This window comes from Roseicella sp. DB1501, assembly GCF_013112485.1.
Lineage (GTDB): Bacteria > Pseudomonadota > Alphaproteobacteria > Acetobacterales > Acetobacteraceae > Paracraurococcus.
The window spans coordinates 19,637-37,928 of sequence record NZ_JABFHG010000010.1 but is presented as its reverse complement, the minus strand read 5'-3'; the positions used below and the strand labels follow the sequence as shown (position 1 = coordinate 37,928).

Annotated in this window: 16 protein-coding genes and 1 riboswitch; of the genes, 10 read left to right on the top strand and 6 right to left on the bottom strand. The window is 73.3% G+C overall.

Annotated elements, in window-relative coordinates; genetic code table 11:
* The 3 genes from HJG45_RS19075 (at position 1) to HJG45_RS19065 (ending at position 2,710) form a co-directional block, all read left to right on the top strand.
* Complete coding sequence (locus HJG45_RS19075; protein WP_368040634.1) at positions 1-768, top strand: ABC transporter ATP-binding protein; 768 nt, start codon at positions 1-3, stop codon at positions 766-768.
* A gap of 191 nt (positions 769-959) precedes the next feature.
* Positions 960-1,982 carry an MlaD family protein gene (locus tag HJG45_RS19070; RefSeq protein WP_171613951.1) on the top strand — a complete coding sequence of 341 codons (1,023 nt, stop codon included), beginning with the start codon at positions 960-962 and terminating at the stop codon, positions 1,980-1,982.
* A 104-nt stretch (positions 1,983-2,086) separates the two neighbouring features.
* The gene (locus HJG45_RS19065; protein ID WP_171613949.1) at positions 2,087-2,710 is read left to right on the top strand and encodes an ABC-type transport auxiliary lipoprotein family protein; all 624 of its coding nucleotides are present in this window, start codon (positions 2,087-2,089) and stop codon (positions 2,708-2,710) included.
* 176 nt (positions 2,711-2,886) lie between these two features.
* Here the strand turns inward: HJG45_RS19065 and apaG are convergent, their stop codons facing one another.
* The 4 genes from apaG to HJG45_RS28445 all read right to left on the bottom strand — a co-directional run bounded on the left by apaG (position 2,887) and on the right by HJG45_RS28445 (position 7,833).
* Positions 2,887-3,303 (bottom strand): Co2+/Mg2+ efflux protein ApaG, encoded by a 417-nt coding sequence (apaG, locus tag HJG45_RS19060; RefSeq protein ID WP_171613947.1) that lies wholly within the window; start codon positions 3,301-3,303, stop codon positions 2,887-2,889.
* Positions 3,304-3,307: 4 nt separating this feature from the next.
* Positions 3,308-3,505, bottom strand: a complete 198-nt coding sequence (locus HJG45_RS28450) for a hypothetical protein (protein WP_217362975.1) — start codon at positions 3,503-3,505, stop codon at positions 3,308-3,310.
* Positions 3,506-3,628: 123 nt separating this feature from the next.
* The gene (gene metZ / locus HJG45_RS19050; RefSeq protein ID WP_171613945.1) at positions 3,629-4,861 is read right to left on the bottom strand and encodes an O-succinylhomoserine sulfhydrylase; all 1,233 of its coding nucleotides are present in this window, start codon (positions 4,859-4,861) and stop codon (positions 3,629-3,631) included.
* Between the two features lie 62 nt (positions 4,862-4,923).
* A riboswitch (SAM riboswitch) is annotated at positions 4,924-5,002 on the bottom strand.
* Positions 5,003-5,172: 170 nt separating this feature from the next.
* Positions 5,173-7,833: a tetratricopeptide repeat protein gene (locus HJG45_RS28445; RefSeq protein ID WP_217362974.1), complete on the bottom strand. Its 2,661-nt coding sequence runs from the start codon at positions 7,831-7,833 to the stop codon at positions 5,173-5,175.
* Positions 7,834-8,300: 467 nt separating this feature from the next.
* Here HJG45_RS28445 and rph point away from each other — a divergent pair, with 467 nt between their 5' ends.
* Both rph and HJG45_RS19035 read left to right on the top strand, forming a co-directional pair.
* A complete protein-coding gene (rph, locus tag HJG45_RS19040; RefSeq protein WP_171613943.1) occupies positions 8,301-9,023 on the top strand; it encodes a ribonuclease PH in 723 nt (240 codons plus the stop codon).
* The gene (locus HJG45_RS19035; protein ID WP_171613942.1) at positions 9,023-9,676 is read left to right on the top strand and encodes a non-canonical purine NTP pyrophosphatase; all 654 of its coding nucleotides are present in this window, start codon (positions 9,023-9,025) and stop codon (positions 9,674-9,676) included. The genes rph and HJG45_RS19035 overlap by 1 nt, the downstream gene beginning before the upstream one ends.
* Here the strand turns inward: HJG45_RS19035 and HJG45_RS19030 are convergent.
* On the bottom strand, positions 9,660-10,931 hold the full coding sequence (locus HJG45_RS19030; RefSeq protein WP_171613940.1) for an FAD-dependent monooxygenase: 1,272 nt from the start codon (positions 10,929-10,931) through the stop codon (positions 9,660-9,662). The two genes, HJG45_RS19035 and HJG45_RS19030, sit on opposite strands and share 17 nt — an antisense overlap.
* A 365-nt stretch (positions 10,932-11,296) precedes the next feature.
* Between HJG45_RS19030 and HJG45_RS19025 the strand changes: the two genes are divergently transcribed.
* From HJG45_RS19025 to HJG45_RS19005, 5 genes are all read left to right on the top strand, one after another.
* Positions 11,297-11,635, top strand: coding sequence for a P-II family nitrogen regulator (locus tag HJG45_RS19025; RefSeq protein WP_171614311.1), 339 nt, complete (start codon positions 11,297-11,299; stop codon positions 11,633-11,635).
* A 37-nt stretch (positions 11,636-11,672) separates the two neighbouring features.
* Positions 11,673-13,007, top strand: a complete 1,335-nt coding sequence (locus HJG45_RS19020; RefSeq protein ID WP_171613938.1) for an ammonium transporter — start codon at positions 11,673-11,675, stop codon at positions 13,005-13,007.
* Positions 13,008-13,116: 109 nt separating this feature from the next.
* Positions 13,117-13,926 (top strand): TorF family putative porin, encoded by an 810-nt coding sequence (locus HJG45_RS19015; RefSeq protein ID WP_171613936.1) that lies wholly within the window; start codon positions 13,117-13,119, stop codon positions 13,924-13,926.
* A 181-nt stretch (positions 13,927-14,107) separates the two neighbouring features.
* Positions 14,108-16,600: a DNA translocase FtsK 4TM domain-containing protein gene (locus HJG45_RS19010; protein ID WP_254452637.1), complete on the top strand. Its 2,493-nt coding sequence runs from the start codon at positions 14,108-14,110 to the stop codon at positions 16,598-16,600.
* Positions 16,600-17,211 (top strand): DUF4412 domain-containing protein, encoded by a 612-nt coding sequence (locus HJG45_RS19005; protein ID WP_171613934.1) that lies wholly within the window; start codon positions 16,600-16,602, stop codon positions 17,209-17,211. The genes HJG45_RS19010 and HJG45_RS19005 overlap by 1 nt, the downstream gene beginning before the upstream one ends.
* A gap of 9 nt (positions 17,212-17,220) precedes the next feature.
* Here HJG45_RS19005 and HJG45_RS19000 read toward each other — a convergent pair whose 3' ends face one another.
* Complete coding sequence (locus HJG45_RS19000; protein ID WP_171613932.1) at positions 17,221-18,261, bottom strand: hypothetical protein; 1,041 nt, start codon at positions 18,259-18,261, stop codon at positions 17,221-17,223.
* Positions 18,262-18,292: the final 31 nt, after the last annotated feature.

Below are 18,292 nucleotides of genomic sequence, written 5' to 3'. Positions count from 1 at the left end.
GTGGCGGAGTCGAAGGCGGGCGAGGCGGTGATCCGCGTGCGCGACCTCGCGGCGCGCTTCGATGGCCGCACGATCTTCGAGCATGTCAGCTTCGAGGTGCGCCGGGGCGAGGTCTTCGTGATCCTCGGCGGCTCCGGCTGCGGCAAGTCGACGCTGCTCAAGCACATGATCGGCCTCTACCCGCCGGCCGAGGGCAGCATCGAGGTACTGGGCGAGCGCATGGACCGGCTCGAGGGGGCGGCGCGCACCGCGCTGCTGCGGCGGATCGGCGTGATGTGGCAGTCGGGCGCGCTCTTTGGCTCCTCGACGCTCGCCGAGAATGTCGAGGTGCCGATCGAGGAGCATACCGACCTGCCGCCGGAGGCGCGGGCGCTGGTCGCGCGCGTCAAGCTCGGCCTGGTCGGGCTCTCCGACGCGGCGGGGCGGTTGCCGGCGGAGATCTCGGGCGGCATGGCCAAGCGCGCCGGCATCGCCCGGGCGATGGCGCTCGACCCGCCGATCCTCTTCCTCGACGAGCCCTCGGCTGGGCTCGACCCCATCACCTCGGCGGGGCTGGACGCGCTGATCCGGCAGATCGCGCGCGATCTCGGCACCACCTTCGTCGTGGTGACGCATGAGCTGCAATCGATCCTCGCCATCGGGGATCGTTGCATCATGCTGGACAAGGAGGCTAAGGGCATGATCGCCGAAGGCGACCCCCGGCGCTTGCGCGAGGAGAGCGACAACCCCGTGGTCCGGGCCTTCTTCCGACGCGAGGTCCTGGAATGATGGCGGGCGCAGGGGGTTCCAGCTGGCGGCCCGCAGGGCCGAGCGCCCGAACGGGCGCCGCGGCTTATGCCGCGAAGCCAGGCCGTGCGGAGGCACGGCGCCCGGCGTTTGAGGGGCAGGACGGTGAAGCCGTCCTGCGCCTGGCATGAGCGGTCCGGGGGGCGAGCCGCTCCGCGACGGGAGGGCCTGACATGGCGCAGTCCAACAGCCTCTATTTGCGCGTCGGCGCCCTCGTGCTCGCCGGGCTCGCGCTCGGCATCGGCTTCGTGCTCTTCCTCACCGCCGACCGGCTGGGCTCCGACAACCAGCAATTCGAGACCTATATCCGCGAATCCGTGCAGGGACTCGAGGTGGGGGCGGCGGTCCGCTACCGCGGCGTCAGCATCGGCCGCGTCTCGGAGATCGGCTTGGTCTCGGCCGAGTACCGGCGCCCGTCGAACGATCCCTTCGGTGCCGCGTTCCAACTCGTCTATGTCCGCTTCGCCATCGACAACAACCGGATCGGCGAGACGCCGAATGTGGAGGAGGCGATCCGTCTCGGCCTGAGGGTGCGGATGGCCTCGCAGGGCATCACCGGCGTGAGCTATCTCGAGCTCGATTTCGTCGATCCGCAGCGCTTCCCGCCGCGCGTCGTGCCCTGGCAGCCGCGCTACCCCTACATCCCGGCCATTCCCTCGACCGTCGCGCAGGTGCAGAACGCCGCCGAGCAACTCCTGCAGAAGCTGCAGGAGGTGAACCTGCCCGCGCTGCTGGACAACGTGGTCGGCCTCGCCGCGGACATGCGGCACCAGTTCCAGGATGGCGACCTCGCGGCGACACTGCGCGAGGCCTCCGGGCTGCTGCGCGACCTGCACGTCGCGGTGAACCAGGCCGACGTGCCCGCCATCGCCGGCGAGCTGCGCGGCGCCGCGACGGATGCGCGTCAGCTCCTCGCCGGGCGCGAGGTCAAGCAGGCGCTCACCAACCTCGCCACCGCCACCGCCGAGCTGCGCACCGCCTCGCAGCGGCTGCCCGGCAGCGTGACCAACCTGGACGCCACCATGCGCACCGCCCGCAGCGTCACCACCGACATCCAGGCCGAGCTCGCGCCGATCCTGCGCGACCTGCGCGCCGCCGTCGCCAATCTGCGCGACACGACGGAGCAGCTGCGCCGCAATCCCTCGCAGGCGATCTTCGGCGCGCCGCCCCCGGCCCCTTCCGGATCCCGCCGATGACAGAGCGCACGACCTTCCGACCTGCGGCCCGCGGGGCCGGGCGCCCGAAGGGGCGCCGCCGCGTGTGCAGCGACGCCAAGCCGCGCGGCGGCGCGGCGTCCGGCATGAGACGCCGCGGCCTCCTGCTCCTCGCCGCCGCGCTGCCGGGCTGCAGCGTGCTGCCCAACCGGCCCTATCGCGAGGTGGAGCGCTTCGTCCTCGCCCCGGCGCGACCATCCGGTCCGCCGCCGCCCCGCACCGGGCGGGTGCTGCTGCTGCGCACCATGCGGGCGGCGCCGGGCCTCGACCAGCGGGGCCTGCGCATCCTCGGCCCGCGCGGCGAGGTGACGGTCTCCTTCTGGTCGGAATGGACCGCGCCGCCGGTCGACCTGGCCGAGGAGGCGCTGCGCCGCTGGCTGCTGGCGAGCGGGCGGTTCCGCGCCGTCACCGCGCCCGGCTCGCGCCTGCGGGCCGATGTCATCCTCGAAGCGGAGCTGACCCGGCTGCAGGCCGAGCCGGGCGAGGGCATCGCCCGCGCCGGCCTCTCCGGCCTGCTGCTCGACAATGGCAGCACCGAGAACCGCGTGCTGGGGCAGTTCCCGGTGGAGGGCACGGCGCCGCTGCCGGGCGGGGTGCAATCCCCGGACAGCCTGGCCCCGGCCGATGCCGCTGCCGGGATGAGCGCGGCGCTCGGCGTCGCCCTCGGCCGGCTGGAAAGCGCGGTCGGCGCGGCGCTGGGGCGGCGGTAGCTTTCGGCGGGCCTGTCCGGGGCCTCGGACCGGTCACGCGACCAGTCCGCTGGTATGATGGCGCTCATCAGAACCGTCGCCGCCCGTTGCCCTGCCGCGGCTTCGCGGGGAATTTAGGGCGTGATCGCTTGAGGTGGACTCACCGAAACGCGTGAATCACGCGATCAAACAACGGTCTAGTGCACCGCGTTCGGCTGGAAGGGGCTGTCGAGGCTGAAGCCCGGGATCTCGACGTCGAAGGTCTCGCCGGTCTCCGCCGCGACCATGTGATAGGTGCCGCGCATGAAGCCCGAGGGCGTCGCCAGCGGCGTGCCCGAGGTGTATTCGAAGCTCTCGCCGGGATCGAGCACCGGCCGCTCGCCCACCACCCCGTCGCCATGCACCCGCTGGGTGCGGCCTTGGCCGTCGGTGATGAGCCAGGTGCGCTTCAGCAGCTGCACCGTCCGGCGGCCCTCATTGGCGATGGTCACCCGATAGGCCCAGGCATAGTGGCTGCGCGCCGGCTCGGACTGGTCGGCGAGGTAGTAGGTGCGGACGGTCACGCGCACCTCCTCGGTCACGGCCGTCCAGACGGGGATGCGGGCATCGGCCATGGCGTCAGGCCCGGCGCAGCGCGGCGGTGGCGAGGCCGGCGCCGATCAGCAGGCTGCCGCCGAGCCGGTCGCGGCCGCGCCGCAGCGCCGGGCGCCGCACCGCGCCGCGCGACGGGCCGATCACCAGCAGGATGGTCGGCCCCGGGATCAGCAGCAGCGCGATGGCGGCCGCCGCGAAGGCGGCCCAGGTCTCGAGGCTCATGGACGCATCCCCACCTGTCGTTGCGGCCGGCAGACCCGGCGCGGCCCTCTTGCCGGGCGCCGGGCCGGAGAGTGCCACGGCCCGGCGCCCGCCGCCACCGGTCGGGCGGCGTGGTCCGGCGCGCTACCTGGCCTGGCCGGCCGCCGCCAGCGCCTCGTCCAGATCCTCGAGCAGGTCGGCCACGTCCTCGAGCCCGACGGAGAGGCGGATGGTGCCGTCGGTGATGCCGAGCCGCGCCCGTTCCTCGGCGCCGATGCGCATATGCGTCGTCGTCGCCGGATGGGTGACCATCGACTTGCTGTCGCCGAGATTGTTCGAGATATCGATCAGCCGCAGCGCGTTGCAGAAGCGGAAGGCCGCCGCCTTGGCGCCCTCCGTCCTGGCGTCGCCCGGGCCGGGCTTCAGCTCGAAGGTGACGAGCGTGCCGCCGCCCGCCATCTGCCGCCGCGCCAGCGCCTGCTGCGGATGGTCGGCGCGGAAGGGGTAGAGAACGCGGGCCACCTCCGGCCGCGCGGCCAGCGCATCGGCGATGGCGGCGGCGCTGCGGCTCATTGCCTCGATGCGGAGCGAGAGCGTCTCCAGCCCCTTCAGCACCACCCAGGCATTGAAGGGCGAGATCGCCGGGCCGGTGTTGCGGGTGAAGGGCTGCAGCACCTCCTCCACCCACGTCTTGCTGCCGAGCACGGCGCCGCCGAGCACGCGGCCCTGGCCGTCCATGTGCTTGGTGCAGGAATAGACGACGACATCGGCGCCCAGTGCCAGCGGCTTCTGCAGCAGCGGCGTGGCGAAGACGTTGTCCACCACCACGATCGCCCCCGCCCGGTGCGCGAGGGCGGCGACGGCCGGCAGGTCCACCATCTCCAGCATCGGGTTGGAGGGCGTCTCCAGCAGCACCAGCGCCGCGGGCTTCGCAAGCGCGCGCTCCCACTGCGCCAGGTCGGCGCCGTCGACGAACTCGCTCTCGATCCCGTAGCGCGGCAGCAGGGTGGAGACGATCCAGTGGCAGGAGCCGAAGAGCGCGCGCGAGGCGACGACGCGGTCGCCGGCCTTCAGATGCGAGAGCATGGCCGCATGCACCGCTGCCATGCCCGTGGCGGTGAGGCGACAGGCCTCGGCCCCCTCCAGCGCGGCGAGGCGCTGCTCGAGCATCGCGACGGTCGGGTTGCCGAAGCGGGAATACTGGAAATGCGTGGCGGTGCCGTTGAAGGTCGCCTCGGCCTGCTCGGCAGTCTCGTAGACGAAGCCGGAGGTGAGGAAGAGCGCCTCGGAGGTCTCGTCCTGGTCGCTGCGCATGGTGCCGCCGCGGACCAGCAGCGTGGCGGGACGGAGCGGGCGGGGCGGCAGGGATCTGGACATGCGGTGGGACACCTTGGCGACGCGGCGGTGTCCGGCCCGATGAACGGGACGGGGGCAGGGAAGCAATGCCCCCGACGGCCGTTTAGCGCGCTTGTTTTACCTCGCCGCAAGCTGGCCGGACAAATCGCGAGAGATGGCCGCGGCCATCGGGGGGGAGGGATAGGCCCGCCCGACCCGGCGGGTCAAGATGCCGGTCGGGGCGCCGCCGGCGCATGGCCGCCCGCCCCGCGCCGCAACAAGGGGCCGCCCGGATCGCCGCCGCGGCGTCCGCCGGCGCTGCCTGAAGGCGGCAGGACGGCCAGCCCCGTGGATCAGTTCTCGCCCAGTTCGGCGCGGAGCCTGTCGCGCAGGCGGGTTGCGATGTCCATGTCGTAGGTCGCGTCGAGCCGGGTGTATTCCTCCAGAGCGCCCTCGACATGCAGCAGCGCGCGTCGCAGCCGGGCCGGCTCACCGTGTTGGGCGGCGAGGCTCGCCTCGGCCAGGGCAAGGTTTGCCGTTGTCCGTGCCCAGCGGTAGGGCGCGCGCTCGCGGGTGCGTTCCTCCAGCGCCGCCTCGTAGGCTGCCACCGCCTGCGGCAGGGCTTCGTCGTCGCCGCGCTCACCGAGCATCAGCAGCGCGTTGCCGAGATTGTTTTGCGTCATTGCCCAGTCGAGCGGCACGCGCTCACGGGTGCGTTCCTCCAGCGCCGCCTCGTAGGCCGCCACCGCCCGCGGCAGGGCTTCGTCGTCGCCGCGCTCACCGAGCATCAGCAGCGCGTTGCCGAGGTTGTTCTGCGTCGTTGCCCAGTCGAGCGGCACACGATCGCGGGTGCGTTCCTCCAGTGCCGCTCTGTAGGCCGCCACCGCCCGTCGTAGGGCCTCGTCGTCGCCGCGCCTGCCGAGCGTCGCCAGCCCGTTGCCGAGGTTGTTCTGCGTCATTGCCCAGTCGAGCGGCACGCGCTCACGGGTGCGTTCCTCCAGCGCCGCCTCGTAGGCTGCCACCGCCCACGGCAACGCCGCCTCGTCGCCGCGCTCACCGAGCGCCAGCAGCGCGTTGCCGAGATTGTTCTGCGTCGTCGCCCAGGCGAGTGGCGCACGCTCGCGGGTGCGTTCCTCTAGCGCCGCCCTATAGGCCGCCACCGCCCGCTGCAGCGCGGCCTCGTCGCCGCGCTCACCGAGCATCAGCAGCGCGTTGCCGAGGTTGTTCTGCGTCATCGCCCAGTCGAGCGGCACACGTTCGCGGGTGCGTTCCTCCAGCGCCGCCCCATAGGCCGCCACCGCCAGTGGCAGGGCCTCGTCGTCGCCGCGCTTACCGAGCGTCAGCAGCGCGTTGCCGAGGTTGTTCTGCGTCATCGCCCAGGCGAGTGGCACACGCTCGCGGATGAGCTCCTCCAGCGCTGCCCCGTAGGCCGCCACCGCCCGTGGCAGTGCCGCCTCGTCGCCGCGCCCGCTGAGCGCCAGTAGCGCGTTGGCGAGGTTGTTCTGCGTCATCGCCCAGGCGAGTGGCGCACGCTCGCGGGTGCGTTCCTCCAGCGCCGCCCCGTAAGCCGCCACCGCCCGCTGCAGCGCTGCTTCGTCGCCGCTCTCGTCGAGCCTCGCCAGCGTGTTGCCAAGATCATTCTGCGTCGTCGCCCAGTCGAGCGGACGGACCGCCCGCGGTGCCAGCGACAGGGCTCGGTCATAGGTGACGAGCGCTTCGCGAAGCGCCGGGTTGTCACCATACTCGCCTCCTTGGGCCTGCATTCTGTCCGCTGCGAGCAGCAGGTATCCCCACGCCGCCTCGGCATCGAACCCCACCAGCGCCGCCGCCTCCTCGTACAGCGCCGCCGCCTCGCGATAGCGCAGCGCCAGCGCGGCGACCTGCGCCTCCTCCGCCGCCAGCCCGGCCTCCTCCCGCGCCGTCTGCTCCCGCAGCGCCCGCAGCCGGCCGCGGCCCTCCGCCAGCACCGCCCGGGCGGCGTCGAGGTCGCCGGTGTCCAGCAACCGGCTCGCCCTGGCCCGGGCCGCCGCGGCTTCCGGCCGGTCATTGCCGCGACGGTCCAACTCGGCGCGGAGGGCGACATACTCCTCCGCCTTGGCCGCCAGCCGGGCCTCGATCGCCGCCTCGGCCACGCCCGTCTCGCCCATGCGGGCGAGCAGCGCCCGCAGCACGTCATGCGGCACGCCCTTGTCGCGGGCGATGGCGGCCAGCAATTCGGCATGGCGCGCCGCCGCCAACCGCGCCTCCCGCGCCTGGGCGTCCTCGACGCGGCCAAGCCCCGCCTCGATGCCGCCGAAGCGCTCGGCCAGCGCCTGCACGCCCTCCGCCGTGTCGAAGCCCAGCCCCTCGATCCGCGCCAGCGCGCCGGCCGTGAAGATCGCCTGGAAGGGTCCGGGCTGCGAGATCGCCTTCGTCACATGCGCGCCATAGGCGTCGAGGAAGCGCGGCAGGGCATCGGCGCCGTGGCGGAACTGCGCCTCGAAGGCCGGCGGCAGGGGCTGCGGGGCCAGGCGGGCGCGCAACTCCTCCAGCACCGCCGTCTCGACCATGCCGGCGATCTGCTCGGCGACGGTGGCGGAGGCGAGGCCGGTGCCCGGCCCGGCCAGGATGCCCTGGATGGCGGCGCCGAGCGGTGCGGTCAGGTCCTCGTTGACCGAGACCTCCGCCCCCAGCGCATGGCCCTGCACCTCCCGGCAGAAGGCGAGGGCGCGCTCGGCGAAGGCAGGGTCGGCATCGGGGCGGCGCGCCGCGAAGTCGCGGATGACGCGGTCCAGGGCCTGGATCTGCGCCTGCCGCACGCCGCGGGCGACGTCGTGGTTGGCCGGCAGGCCGCGCAGCCGGGCGAGACGGTCCCGCACCTCGCCGAGGAGGCGGCCGGCGGCCCGGTCGGCGACACCGCCGGCGATGCCGGCGGCGAGCACGCTGGGCACGCCGCCGCCCATCCAGGCCAGGCCGGCGACCGCGCAGGCGCTGATCGTCGTGCTGGCCAGGGAAGTTGCCGTCGCGCGGTCCATAGCCTCCACGGCGTTGCGATGCTGAGAATAGTCAAGTGTCGTGGCGAGGCGTGCAACCGCCGCGAAAGGCGGCGGGTGGTCGTCCTTGAAACGAAACAATATTCCTCTTATGTTCCGCGGGCTGATGCCGGAGCCGCCGCCCATGGCCCAGGACCGCCCGCCACCGCTCCCGCCCCGTCGGCCGGTCCTTCCGCAGAGCGGGGCCGGGATTTGTCGGCATGTGGCATGGGCGGGCGGGCAGGCGCGGCCCGGCATCGGGCCTGCCGCCGCCGCCCGACCCTTTGCCCGATTCTGCGCGGCGTCTTCCGCCCTGGCCGCCTCCGTCCATCGCCGCGATCCGGACCGGGGCCTTTGTCCGAATCCCGCCTCTCCGCCCATGCGAGGGGGTATTTGTCCGAAACCCGCAGCCCCGCCCGGGCAGCCCGCGCCCCTTCGCGCCCTTCCGCCCCCATGCTAGGCCGCGCCGCATGACCCGTCCCTCCGGCCGCGCGCCCGACGCCCTTCGCCCCGTCATCCTCGAGCCCGGCATCGCCCGCCATGCCGAGGGCTCCTGCCGCATCCGCATGGGCAACACCGAGGTGCTCTGCACCGCCTCGGTCGAGAGCCGGGTGCCGCCCTTCCTGCGCGGCACCGGCCAGGGCTGGGTGACGGCGGAATATGGCATGCTGCCGCGCGCCACCCACACCCGCAGCGACCGCGAGGCGGCGCGCGGCAAGCAGTCCGGCCGGACGCAGGAGATCCAGCGCCTCATCGGCCGCAGCCTGCGCGCGGTGACGGATCTGAAGGCGATGGGCGAGATGGCCGTCACCCTCGATTGCGACGTGCTGACCGCCGATGGCGGCACCCGCTGCGCCAGCATCACCGGCGCCTGGGTGGCGCTGCACCTCGCCTTCCGCCACTGCATGAAGATGAACGTCCTCTCCAGCATGCCGCTGAAGGACCAGGTGGCGGCCGTCTCCTGCGGGATCTGGCAGGGCGAGCCGGTGCTCGACCTCGACTACGACGAGGACAGCAAGGCGCAGACGGATGCCAATTTCGTCCTCACCGGCCGCGGCGGGCTGGTCGAGGTGCAGGGCACGGCCGAGGGCGAGCCCTTCTCCGAGGCGCAGCTCCTCTCCCTGCTGAAGCTCGCGCGCCAGGGCACCGACCAGCTCTTCCGGCTGCAGCGCGCCGCGGCCGGGATCGGCTGATGCCCGGGGCCGAGGCAGCGGGCGGCCTGCATCGGCGGCTGGCGCCGGGGCGGCTGGTGCTCGCCAGCCACAATGCCGGCAAGCTGCGCGAGGTCGCGGCGCTGGTCGCGCCGCACGGCATGCAGGTGGTCTCGGCCGGCGAGCTCGGCCTGCCGGAGCCCGCCGAGACCGAGGACAGCTTCCTCGGCAATGCCGGGATCAAGGCGCTGGCGGCCGCGCGCGCCGCCGGCCTGCCGGCGCTGGCCGATGACAGCGGCTTCTCGGTGGCCGCGCTCGGCGGCGATCCCGGCGTGCGCACCGCGGACTGGGCCGAGCAACCGGGGGGCGGGCGGGACTACGCCATGGCGATGGCGAAGGTCGCGGCGCTGGCCGCGCCCCATGCCGACCGCGCGGCCTGGTTCACCTGCGCCCTCGTCCTCGCCTGGCCGGACGGCCATGCCGAGGGCTTCGAGGGGGTGGTGCGGGGCCAGTGGGTGCACCCGCCGCGCGGCACCCGCGGCTTCGGCTACGACCCGATGTTCCTCCCCGAGGGCCAGGCCGAGACCTTCGGCGAGATGGACCCGGCGGCGAAGCACCGGATCAGCCACCGCGCCCGCGCCTTCGCCCTGCTGGCCGCGGCCTGCCTGCCGCCGGCGGTCAGCCCGCCCGCATGAGCGGCTGGCCGGCGAGGAGGCCCGTGACGCCCGGCCCCAGCCCCATGGCCTGGCGGGCGAAGCCGCGCTTCAGCGCCGGCAGCCGGTCGACGGCGGCGATGCCGAGCCGCCGGGCCCAGCGCACCGGCGCGATGTCGTTGCCGAAGAGCCGTTCCAGCGCGTGCATGCCGGAGAGCATCAGCAGCGTGTCCGGCCGCCGCCGCGCCTGGTAGCGGGCGAGCACCGCCGGCGCGCCCGGATCGGCGCCGAGGCTCCAGGCCTCGATCACCGCCTCGGCCAGCGCCGCCACGTCGCGGAAGCCGAGGTTGAGCCCCTGGCCGGCGATCGGGTGCACGCCATGCGCGGCGTCGCCGATCAGGGCGAGGCGGGTGTCGGTCCAGCGCTCCACCAGCAGGGCCGAGAGCGGATAGGACCAGCGCCGGCCGATCGGCCGGATGGCGCCGAGATGCGGGCCGAGCCGCCGCGCCAGCTCCCGCCCGAAGGCGGCCTCGTCGAGTGCCAGCATCCGCTGCGCGATGGCCGTGCGGTCGGCCCAGACGAAGGCCGAGGCATGCGGGAAGGCGGCACTGCCGAAGCCGCCCGGCCCGGCAAGGGGAAGCTGGGCGAAGGGGCCGTTCGGCAGGAATTGCTCGAGGGCGATGTTGCGGTGCGGCGCCTCATGCGCGAAGGCGCCGACCATGCCGATCTGGTGGTAGTCGAGCACCGCGGTGCGGATGCCGGCCTGGCGTCGCAGCGGGCTGTTGCGCCCTTCCGCCGCGACGACGAGGCGTGCGGTCAGCGTCTCGCCGGTCGAGAGGCGGATGGTGGCGCCCTCCGTGCGGCGCTCGACCGTCGCCCTGGCCGGCGCGAAGACCCTGAGATGCGCCATGCCCGGCAGGCGGGCATTCAACCCGACGCGCAGGCTGCGCGCCTCCACCATGTAGCCGAAGGGCTCGTCGGAGACCGCGGCGGCGTCGAAATGCAGGGCGAGGGGCGAGGGCGGCTGGCCCGGCCGGCCATCGGCGACGCGGATGCCGAGGATGGGGCAGGGACGCTCGGGCAGCCGCTCCCAGATGCCGGCCGCCTGCAGCAGCCGCTGCGAGGTGAGGGCGATGGCATAGGCGCGCCCGTCGAAATCCTGCAGCTCCATCGGCGGCAGGGGCTGGGTGTCGACGACGGCGGTCGGCAGGCCGGCGGTGGCGAGGGTGGCGGCCAGGGTCGCGCCGACCGGGCCCGCGCCCAGGATGCAGACTGCGACGTCGGAGGCGGATGTCATGCCGGTTCCTCCCATCGCCGCCGGGGGCGGTCAAGCGTGACCCTCCGTTCCGCCATTGCCCAACAAGCGGGCATCTGACCCGAAAGCCGGCATATCCTCGGACTGCCGTTGCCGCCCCCGCTTGCAAAAGGTGTGGTTGCGAAAACGGCATGAATCTGCCCGGCTGCAAGCTTGGCAGGCATCGATGCGACCTCGCGAGAGAGGGGGAGGGGGGGAGGCGAGCAGCGCTGCCGCAGGCGGCGACCCCCGCTGCCATCCGCCATCGGCCCCGCTCGCCGGGCGGTGCGGCCGGCGGGCCGGCAGCGTGGGATTGGCACGGGATTTGAAAGGTGCCGCTGCCGGATACGCAGGAGGGATGCGGGCCGATGAAGCTGGTGATGGCATTCATCAAGCCCTTCAAGCTGGACGAGGTGCGCGACGCGCTCACTCCGCTCGGTGTGCAGGGGCTGACGGTGACCGAGGTGAAGGGCTTCGGCCGCCAGAAGGGACAGACGGAAATCTACCGGGGGGCCGAGTACCAGGTCAGCTTCCTGCCAAAGATCAAGATCGAGGTGGTGGTTCCCGCCGACCTGTCCGATGCGGTGTGCGAGGCGATCGCCAAGGCCGCCCGCACCGACAAGATCGGCGACGGCAAGATCTTCGTCCTCGATGTCGAGCGGGCGCTGCGCATCCGCACCGGCGAGACCGACGAGGCGGCGCTCTAGGGCCGCCAAACTCCCAGAACGAACAGAGGATCACACGATGAGGATGCCCGCACGCGTGCTGGCCGGCCTTGGCCTGGCGCTGCTCGCTGCCGCGCCGGCCCTGGCGCAGGACGACGGCCCCAAGATCGATACCGGCGACACCGCCTGGATGCTCACCTCCACCGCCCTGGTGCTGATGATGACCATCCCGGGCCTGGCGCTCTTCTACGCGGGCATGGTCCGCAAGAAGAACGTGCTCGCCACCATGATGCAGAGCTTCGCCATCACCGCGCTGGTGACGGTGGTCTGGAGCATCATCGGCTACAGCCTCGCCTTCGGCGAGGGCAACGCCTATGTCGGCGACCTCTCCAAGCTGTTCCTCAGCGGGGTCGCGGAGAACTGGGACAAGCCCTTCACTCTGGGCACGGGCGATGCGGCGGTGGCCTTCACCATCCCTGAGACCGTCTTCCTGACCTTCCAGATGACCTTCGCGATCATCACCCCGGCCCTCATCACCGGCGCCTTCGCCGACCGGATGAAGTTCAGCGCGCTGGTGATCTTCAACATCCTCTGGACCATCCTGATCTACAGCCCGGTCGCCCACTGGGTCTGGCACCCGAATGGCTGGATCTTCGGCCTCGGCGCGCTCGACTTCGCCGGCGGCACGGTCGTGCACATCAATGCCGGCGTGGCCGGCCTGATCTGCGCCATCACCCTCGGCAAGCGGCTGGGCTACGGGCACGACAACATGTCGCCCTTCAACCTGGCCCTGGCGGTGATCGGCGCGAGCCTGCTCTGGGTGGGCTGGTTCGGCTTCAATGCCGGCTCGGCCGGCGGCGCGGGCGCGCGTGCCGGCATGGCCATGCTCGTCACGCAGATCGCCGCGGGCGCCGCGACCCTGTCCTGGCTCTTCGCCGAATGGGCGACGAAGGGCAAGCCGAGCGTCCTCGGCGCGATCTCGGGCGCGGTGGCCGGCCTCGTCGCCATCACCCCGGCCTCGGGCTTCGTCCTGCCGGTCCCGGCGCTGATCATCGGCCTCGTCGCCGGCCTCGCCGGCTTCTGGGGCGCCACCGCGCTGAAGCACATGTGCGGCTACGACGACAGCCTCGACGCCTTCGGCGTGCATGGCGTCTGCGGCATCGTCGGCTCGCTGCTGACCGGCGTCTTCGCCTATGGCGCGCTCTCCGCCACCACGGCGGCGCCGGAGGGCGTCTCGGGCAGCTTCGACCAGTTCATCATCCAACTCGAAGCGACCGCGGCGGTCTTTGCCTACTCGGCGATCGGCACCTTCATCCTCCTCAAGATCACCGATGTGATCGTCGGCCTGCGCGTGGCCGAGGACGAGGAGCGGGAAGGGCTCGACGTCACCCAGCACGGCGAACGCATCGCCTGAGCCCGGCATGCGGGGGAGGGGGCCGGACCCCCTCCCTTTTTTTGGCAGCCGGGAAAGTTGCCTGAGCCGAACGGATCGCCGTTCCAACCGATACAGGGACCAGGGAATCATGATCGACTTGTCCGGGCTGCTGACGCGGCCCGCCGCCTTCCTGCGAGGGGCGGCCCTCGCCGCCGCCGCGCTCGTCCTGCCCAGCCTGCCGGCCGCGGCGCAGCAGCAGATCGACTCGCTCGGCCTGACCGTGACGACGACGCCGGCGATCTCGAACGACTACCTGTTCCGCGGGATCAGCCAGACCCGCAACAACTGGGCCTATCAGGCGACGCTCGACGTGCAGCACGAGAGCGGCGTCTATGTCGGCGCCTTCCTCTCGAACGCGAAATTCCTCGCCAACCCCTGGAACGACACCCGCCAGGAGCTGGACCTGATGGCCGGCTACCGCTTCGCGCTCGGCGGCATCAATTTCGACATCGGCTATATCGGCTACACCTATCCGGGGCAGGACAAGGCGCCGGGCACGCAGCTGAACGAGTATCAGGAGATCGCGGTCAAGGCGAACTACACCATCGATCCGGTGAAGATCCTGGCCGCCTACAACTACTCGCCCAATTTCTTCGGCCGCTCCGGCACCGGCCATTACGTCGAGGGCGGCGTCGACGTGACCCTGCCTTTTGAGCTCACCGCCTCCGGCCGGCTCGGCTATCAGTGGATCCAGAAGAACCCCTTCTTCGGCACGCCGGACTATCTCTGGTACTCCATCGGCATCTCGCGCGAGATCTACTGGGGCGTGACCGCGACGGTCGCCTGGTACGACACCAACATCAGCAAGAACGAATGCGCGCCGGTGGCCGACCGGGCGACGGGCGGGCAGCGGATCTGCGAGGGGCGGGTGCTCTTCACCCTCAGCAAGATCTTCTGATCGCCGCATCGGGGGGATGCCGGATGAGGGGCGCTGGCCTGGCGGCCGGCGCCCCGTCTTGCGTCCGGGCCCCACCGCGGCGCCGCGTTAGATTCGGGGCCGGCACGGACGACATCTCGCTTTCTCAGGGCGTTGCGGGTTAATCTTCGCGTCTCCTTCCAGCCGGATCCTCGCCGCGCCCATGTCTGCGACCCGCGCCTCCATGTCCTCGTCCCAACTCTCCGGGGTCCGCCGCTTCGCCTCGCCCGCCGTCAAGGCGGCGATCCGGCGGCGCCTCTTCGAGGTCCTCGGCCTCGTCTGCGGCCTGACCGGCCTCGCCCTGCTGGTGGCGCTCGCCAGCTACGACCCGGCCGACCCCTCGCTCTCCACCGCCACCACCCGGGCCGCGACGAACCTCGCCGGCCCGGCCGGCGCCGTGCTGTCGGACCTGCTGCTGCAGGGCTTCGGCTGGGCGGGGCTGCTGCCTGGCCTGGCGCTGCTCGCCTGGGCCTGGCGGCTGGCGACGCATCGCGGCCTCAGCCTCTTCCCCGCCCGGCTGGCGGCGCTGCTCGCGGCGCTGCCGATCGGCGGCGCGGCGCTGACCCTGGTGCCGCTACCGGCCCCGGCCAGCGCCGGGCCCGGCGGCGCCGGCGGGACGATCGCCGCGCATGCCCTGCACGACACGGCCGAGGCGCTGCTCGGGCCCTTCGGCGGGCTGGTGGCGAGCGTGACGCTGCTGGCGGTGACCCTGCTGCTGGCCATCGCCGCCCTCGGCCTCTCGCCGGCGGAATGGGTCCGGGTCGGCCGCGCCGCCCGCGACTCGGCCACCGGCCTGACGCGGGCCGGCGGTGCCGGGGCCCGCGGCGCGGCGGGGCTGCTCGCCCGGCTGGGCCGGCCGCTCGGCCGCGTGCTGCGCTGGCGGGTGCGGCGGCCGGCCGCGCCGGCACCCGATCTCGCCGCGGTGCTGCGCGCCGCCGATGCGGCGGCCGAGCAGCGCCGCCCGGCGCGGGCCCCGAGCGTCCCGCCGCCGCGACCGGCGCGCGAGCCGGAGCCCGAGGCGGAGGAGGCCGCCGCCTCGCGTCCCGCAGAGCGGGCGCCGCCGCGCATCGCCGCCCCGGCGCCGCCGCCGCGCACCGCCAGGCCAGCCCGGCAGGAGGTGCAGCCCCTGCTCGGCGAGGAGCCCTGGCGGCTGCCGCCGCTCGAGCTGCTGCAGGAGCCGCCGGCCAAGCGCGTCGGCCGGCCGAGCGAGGAGGCGCTCAGCGCCAATGCCCGGCTGCTCGAGCAGGTGCTGGAGGATTACGGCGTCCGCGGCCGCATCGCCGGCATCAATCCCGGGCCGGTGGTCACGCTCTACGAGCTGGAGCCGGCGCCGGGCACCAAATCCGCCCGGGTCATCGGCCTCGCCGACGACATCGCCCGCAACATGCACGTCACCGCGGTGCGCATCGCGACCGTGCCAGGGCGCAACGTCATCGGCATCGAGCTGCCGAACGCCAAGCGCGAGACGGTCTATTTCGGCGAGATGATGGGCTCGGAGGACTGGCAGCGGCATCCCGGCCGGCTGCCGCTGGCGCTGGGCAAGGATATCGGCGGCCTGCCGGTCATCGCCGACCTGGCCCGCATGCCGCATCTGCTCATCGCCGGCACCACCGGCTCGGGCAAGTCGGTCGCCATCAACACCATGATCCTCTCCCTCCTCTGGCGCTTCGGGCCGGAGGAGTGCCGCTTCATCATGATCGACCCGAAGATGCTGGAGCTCTCGGTCTATGACCGCATCCCGCATCTGCTGGCGCCGGTGGTGACCGAGCCGCCCAAGGCGATCGGCGCGCTGAAATGGACGGTGCGCGAGATGGAGCGCCGCTACCGCGCCATGTCGCAACTCGGCGTCCGTAACATCGCAGGCTACAACGAGAAGGTCGGCGAGGCGCGGCGGCGCGGCGAGGTGCTGACCCGGCGGGTGCAGACCGGCTTCGACCCGGAGACCGGCAAGCCGGTCTTCGAGGACCAGCCGCTGGTCCTGGTGCCACTGCCGATGATCGTCGTCATCATCGACGAGGTCGCCGACCTGATGATGGTGGCGGGCAAGGAGATCGAGGCCGCGGTGCAGCGCCTGGCGCAGATGGCGCGCGCCGCCGGCATCCATGTGATCATGGCGACGCAGCGGCCCTCGGTCGATGTCATCACCGGCACCATCAAGGCCAATTTCCCGACCCGCATCTCCTTCCAGGTGACGAGCAAGATCGACAGCCGCACCATCCTCGGCGAGATGGGCGCCGAGCAGCTGCTCGGCCAGGGCGACATGCTGCACATGGCCGGCGGCGGCCGGGTCAGCCGCGTGCACGGGCCCTTCGTCTCGGATGGCGAGGTCGAGAAGGTGGTCGAGTTCCTGCGCGCGCAGGGCGAGCCGGCCTATGTCGAGGAGGTCACCGAGACCGAGGAGGAGGAGGGCGGCGACGGCCTCTCCCTCTCCGGCATCGCCGGCGCCTCGGATTCGGAGAAGAGCCTGTTCGACCAGGCGGTCGACCTCGTCAGCCGCGAGGGCAAGGCCAGCACCTCCTTCATCCAGCGCCATCTCAACATCGGCTACAACCGCGCCGCCAAGCTCATCGAGCAGATGGAGAAGGAGGGCGTGGTCGGCCCCGCCAACCATGTCGGCAAGCGCGAGGTGCTGGCCCGGCGCACCCAGGAGGATTGATGCGCCGGCGCCCGAAGGTCCCCTCGCTGCTGGCGCCTTTGCTGGCTCTGGCGGCGCCGCCCGTGGCGGCGCAGGAACGGCCGCTGCTGCAGCCGAGCCGCGACGTCGCCGTGACCTATCGCGTGACCAGCGGCGAGGCCACTGGCCGCAGCCTGCAGATGGCCTGGCTGGCCGGGGCGCGGAAGCTGCGCGTCGAGGCACCGGGCATGCAGGGCTTCTCGGTGATCGACCAGAAGGCGCAGCGCATGCTGCTGGTGATGGAGCGCGAGCGCGCGGTGGTGGAGGTGCCGCCGGCCGCCGGCGGCACGCTGCTGCCGACTGAGCCGCCGGCCAATGCCCGCTTCACGCGCGGCGGCAGCGCCACCATCGCCGGCCTCGCCTGCACCGTCTGGCACTACGAGGACGGCCAGGCGCGGGGCGAGACCTGCTTGACGGCGGATGGCGTCATGCTCCGCAGCAGCGGCACGGCCGGCGAGCGGAGCGGCACGGTCGAGGCGGTCTCGGTCGCCTATGGCCGGCAGGACCCGGCCCGCTTCGAGGCGCCGGCCGGCTATCGCAGCCTGGCCCTGCCACCTGGCGCGGTGCAGGGAACGCCGCGGCCGGCGCGCTGAGGTATTGCCCTATGCCGTCCCTTCTGGTTGCGGCTGGCGGGGCGTGAGGCCGAGCAGCAGCCGCGCCAGGCGGATCTGCCGCGGCAGCGCCGCCGGCGGCAGGCGCAGCGCCGCGGCGAGCACCGGGCTGGCGGCCTCGACCGCGGCCCAGGCCTCGCCGAAATGCGGCGTGGCGAGCGCATTGCCGAGCGCCCCGGCCGGCAGGCCGAGACGCACCGCCCAGCGCCGGAAGGCCGCCGTCTCGGCCGCGACGAGGCCGGTCCCCTTCCGCCAGAAGCCGCGCAGGGCGCGGCGCGCCTGCACCCGGCGGCGCCAGGCGAGGACGGGCTCGATCGGCGCCGGCGGCAGCACCGCCTCGACCCGCATGCCCTCGACATGGCGGAGGCGGGCATCCTGCCGCCGCAGCGCCGCCGGCAGGCCGGCGAAGCCCTCCGCGCCGGGCGGCATGCCGCCGATGCAGGCCAGCAGCCCGGCGCGGAGGGCGAAGCTCGCCGCCGTCTCCTGGCCATGCGGCGGCGCCGGATCGGCCGAATCGGGATCGAGCCGCGCCGCGAGGGCGGCGAGCAGGGCGGCGTAGCGGGCCGCCGGGTCGGGCGTGCCGGGCGGCGGCACCGCCTCGCCGAACACCGCATCGGCGCCGCCGGCGAGGCCGGCCATGGCGCGTTCCAGCCAGTGCGGCTCCGGAATTGCCTCGGCCAGGGTGGTGAGCACCGGCGTCTCGGGCCCGGCCCATTCGGCGGCCTGGGCGAGGGCGCTGCGCAGCGCCGCGTCCCGCGCCGCGACCGGCGGGGCGAGGCTCACCAGGAAGGGCAGGGAGGGGCCGAGGCCCTGCAGCACCTCCCGCACCGGCGCGACCGGGCCGTCCGGCACCACGACCGCGCCGAAGGCGCCCGGCGCCAGCCAGAGCCCGTTCCCGCTCCGCTGCAGCGACAGCGCGCAGAGGCAGCGCGCGAGCGCGGCCGGCTGCGTGCCCGCGGCGAGCGCGACCACCGCCCGGGGGCGGGTCGCGGTGCTGGAGGTCGCCGCGAGCTGCGGCAGGAGGAAGGGCATCGGGCCGGATACTGCCAGGTGATGGTGAAGG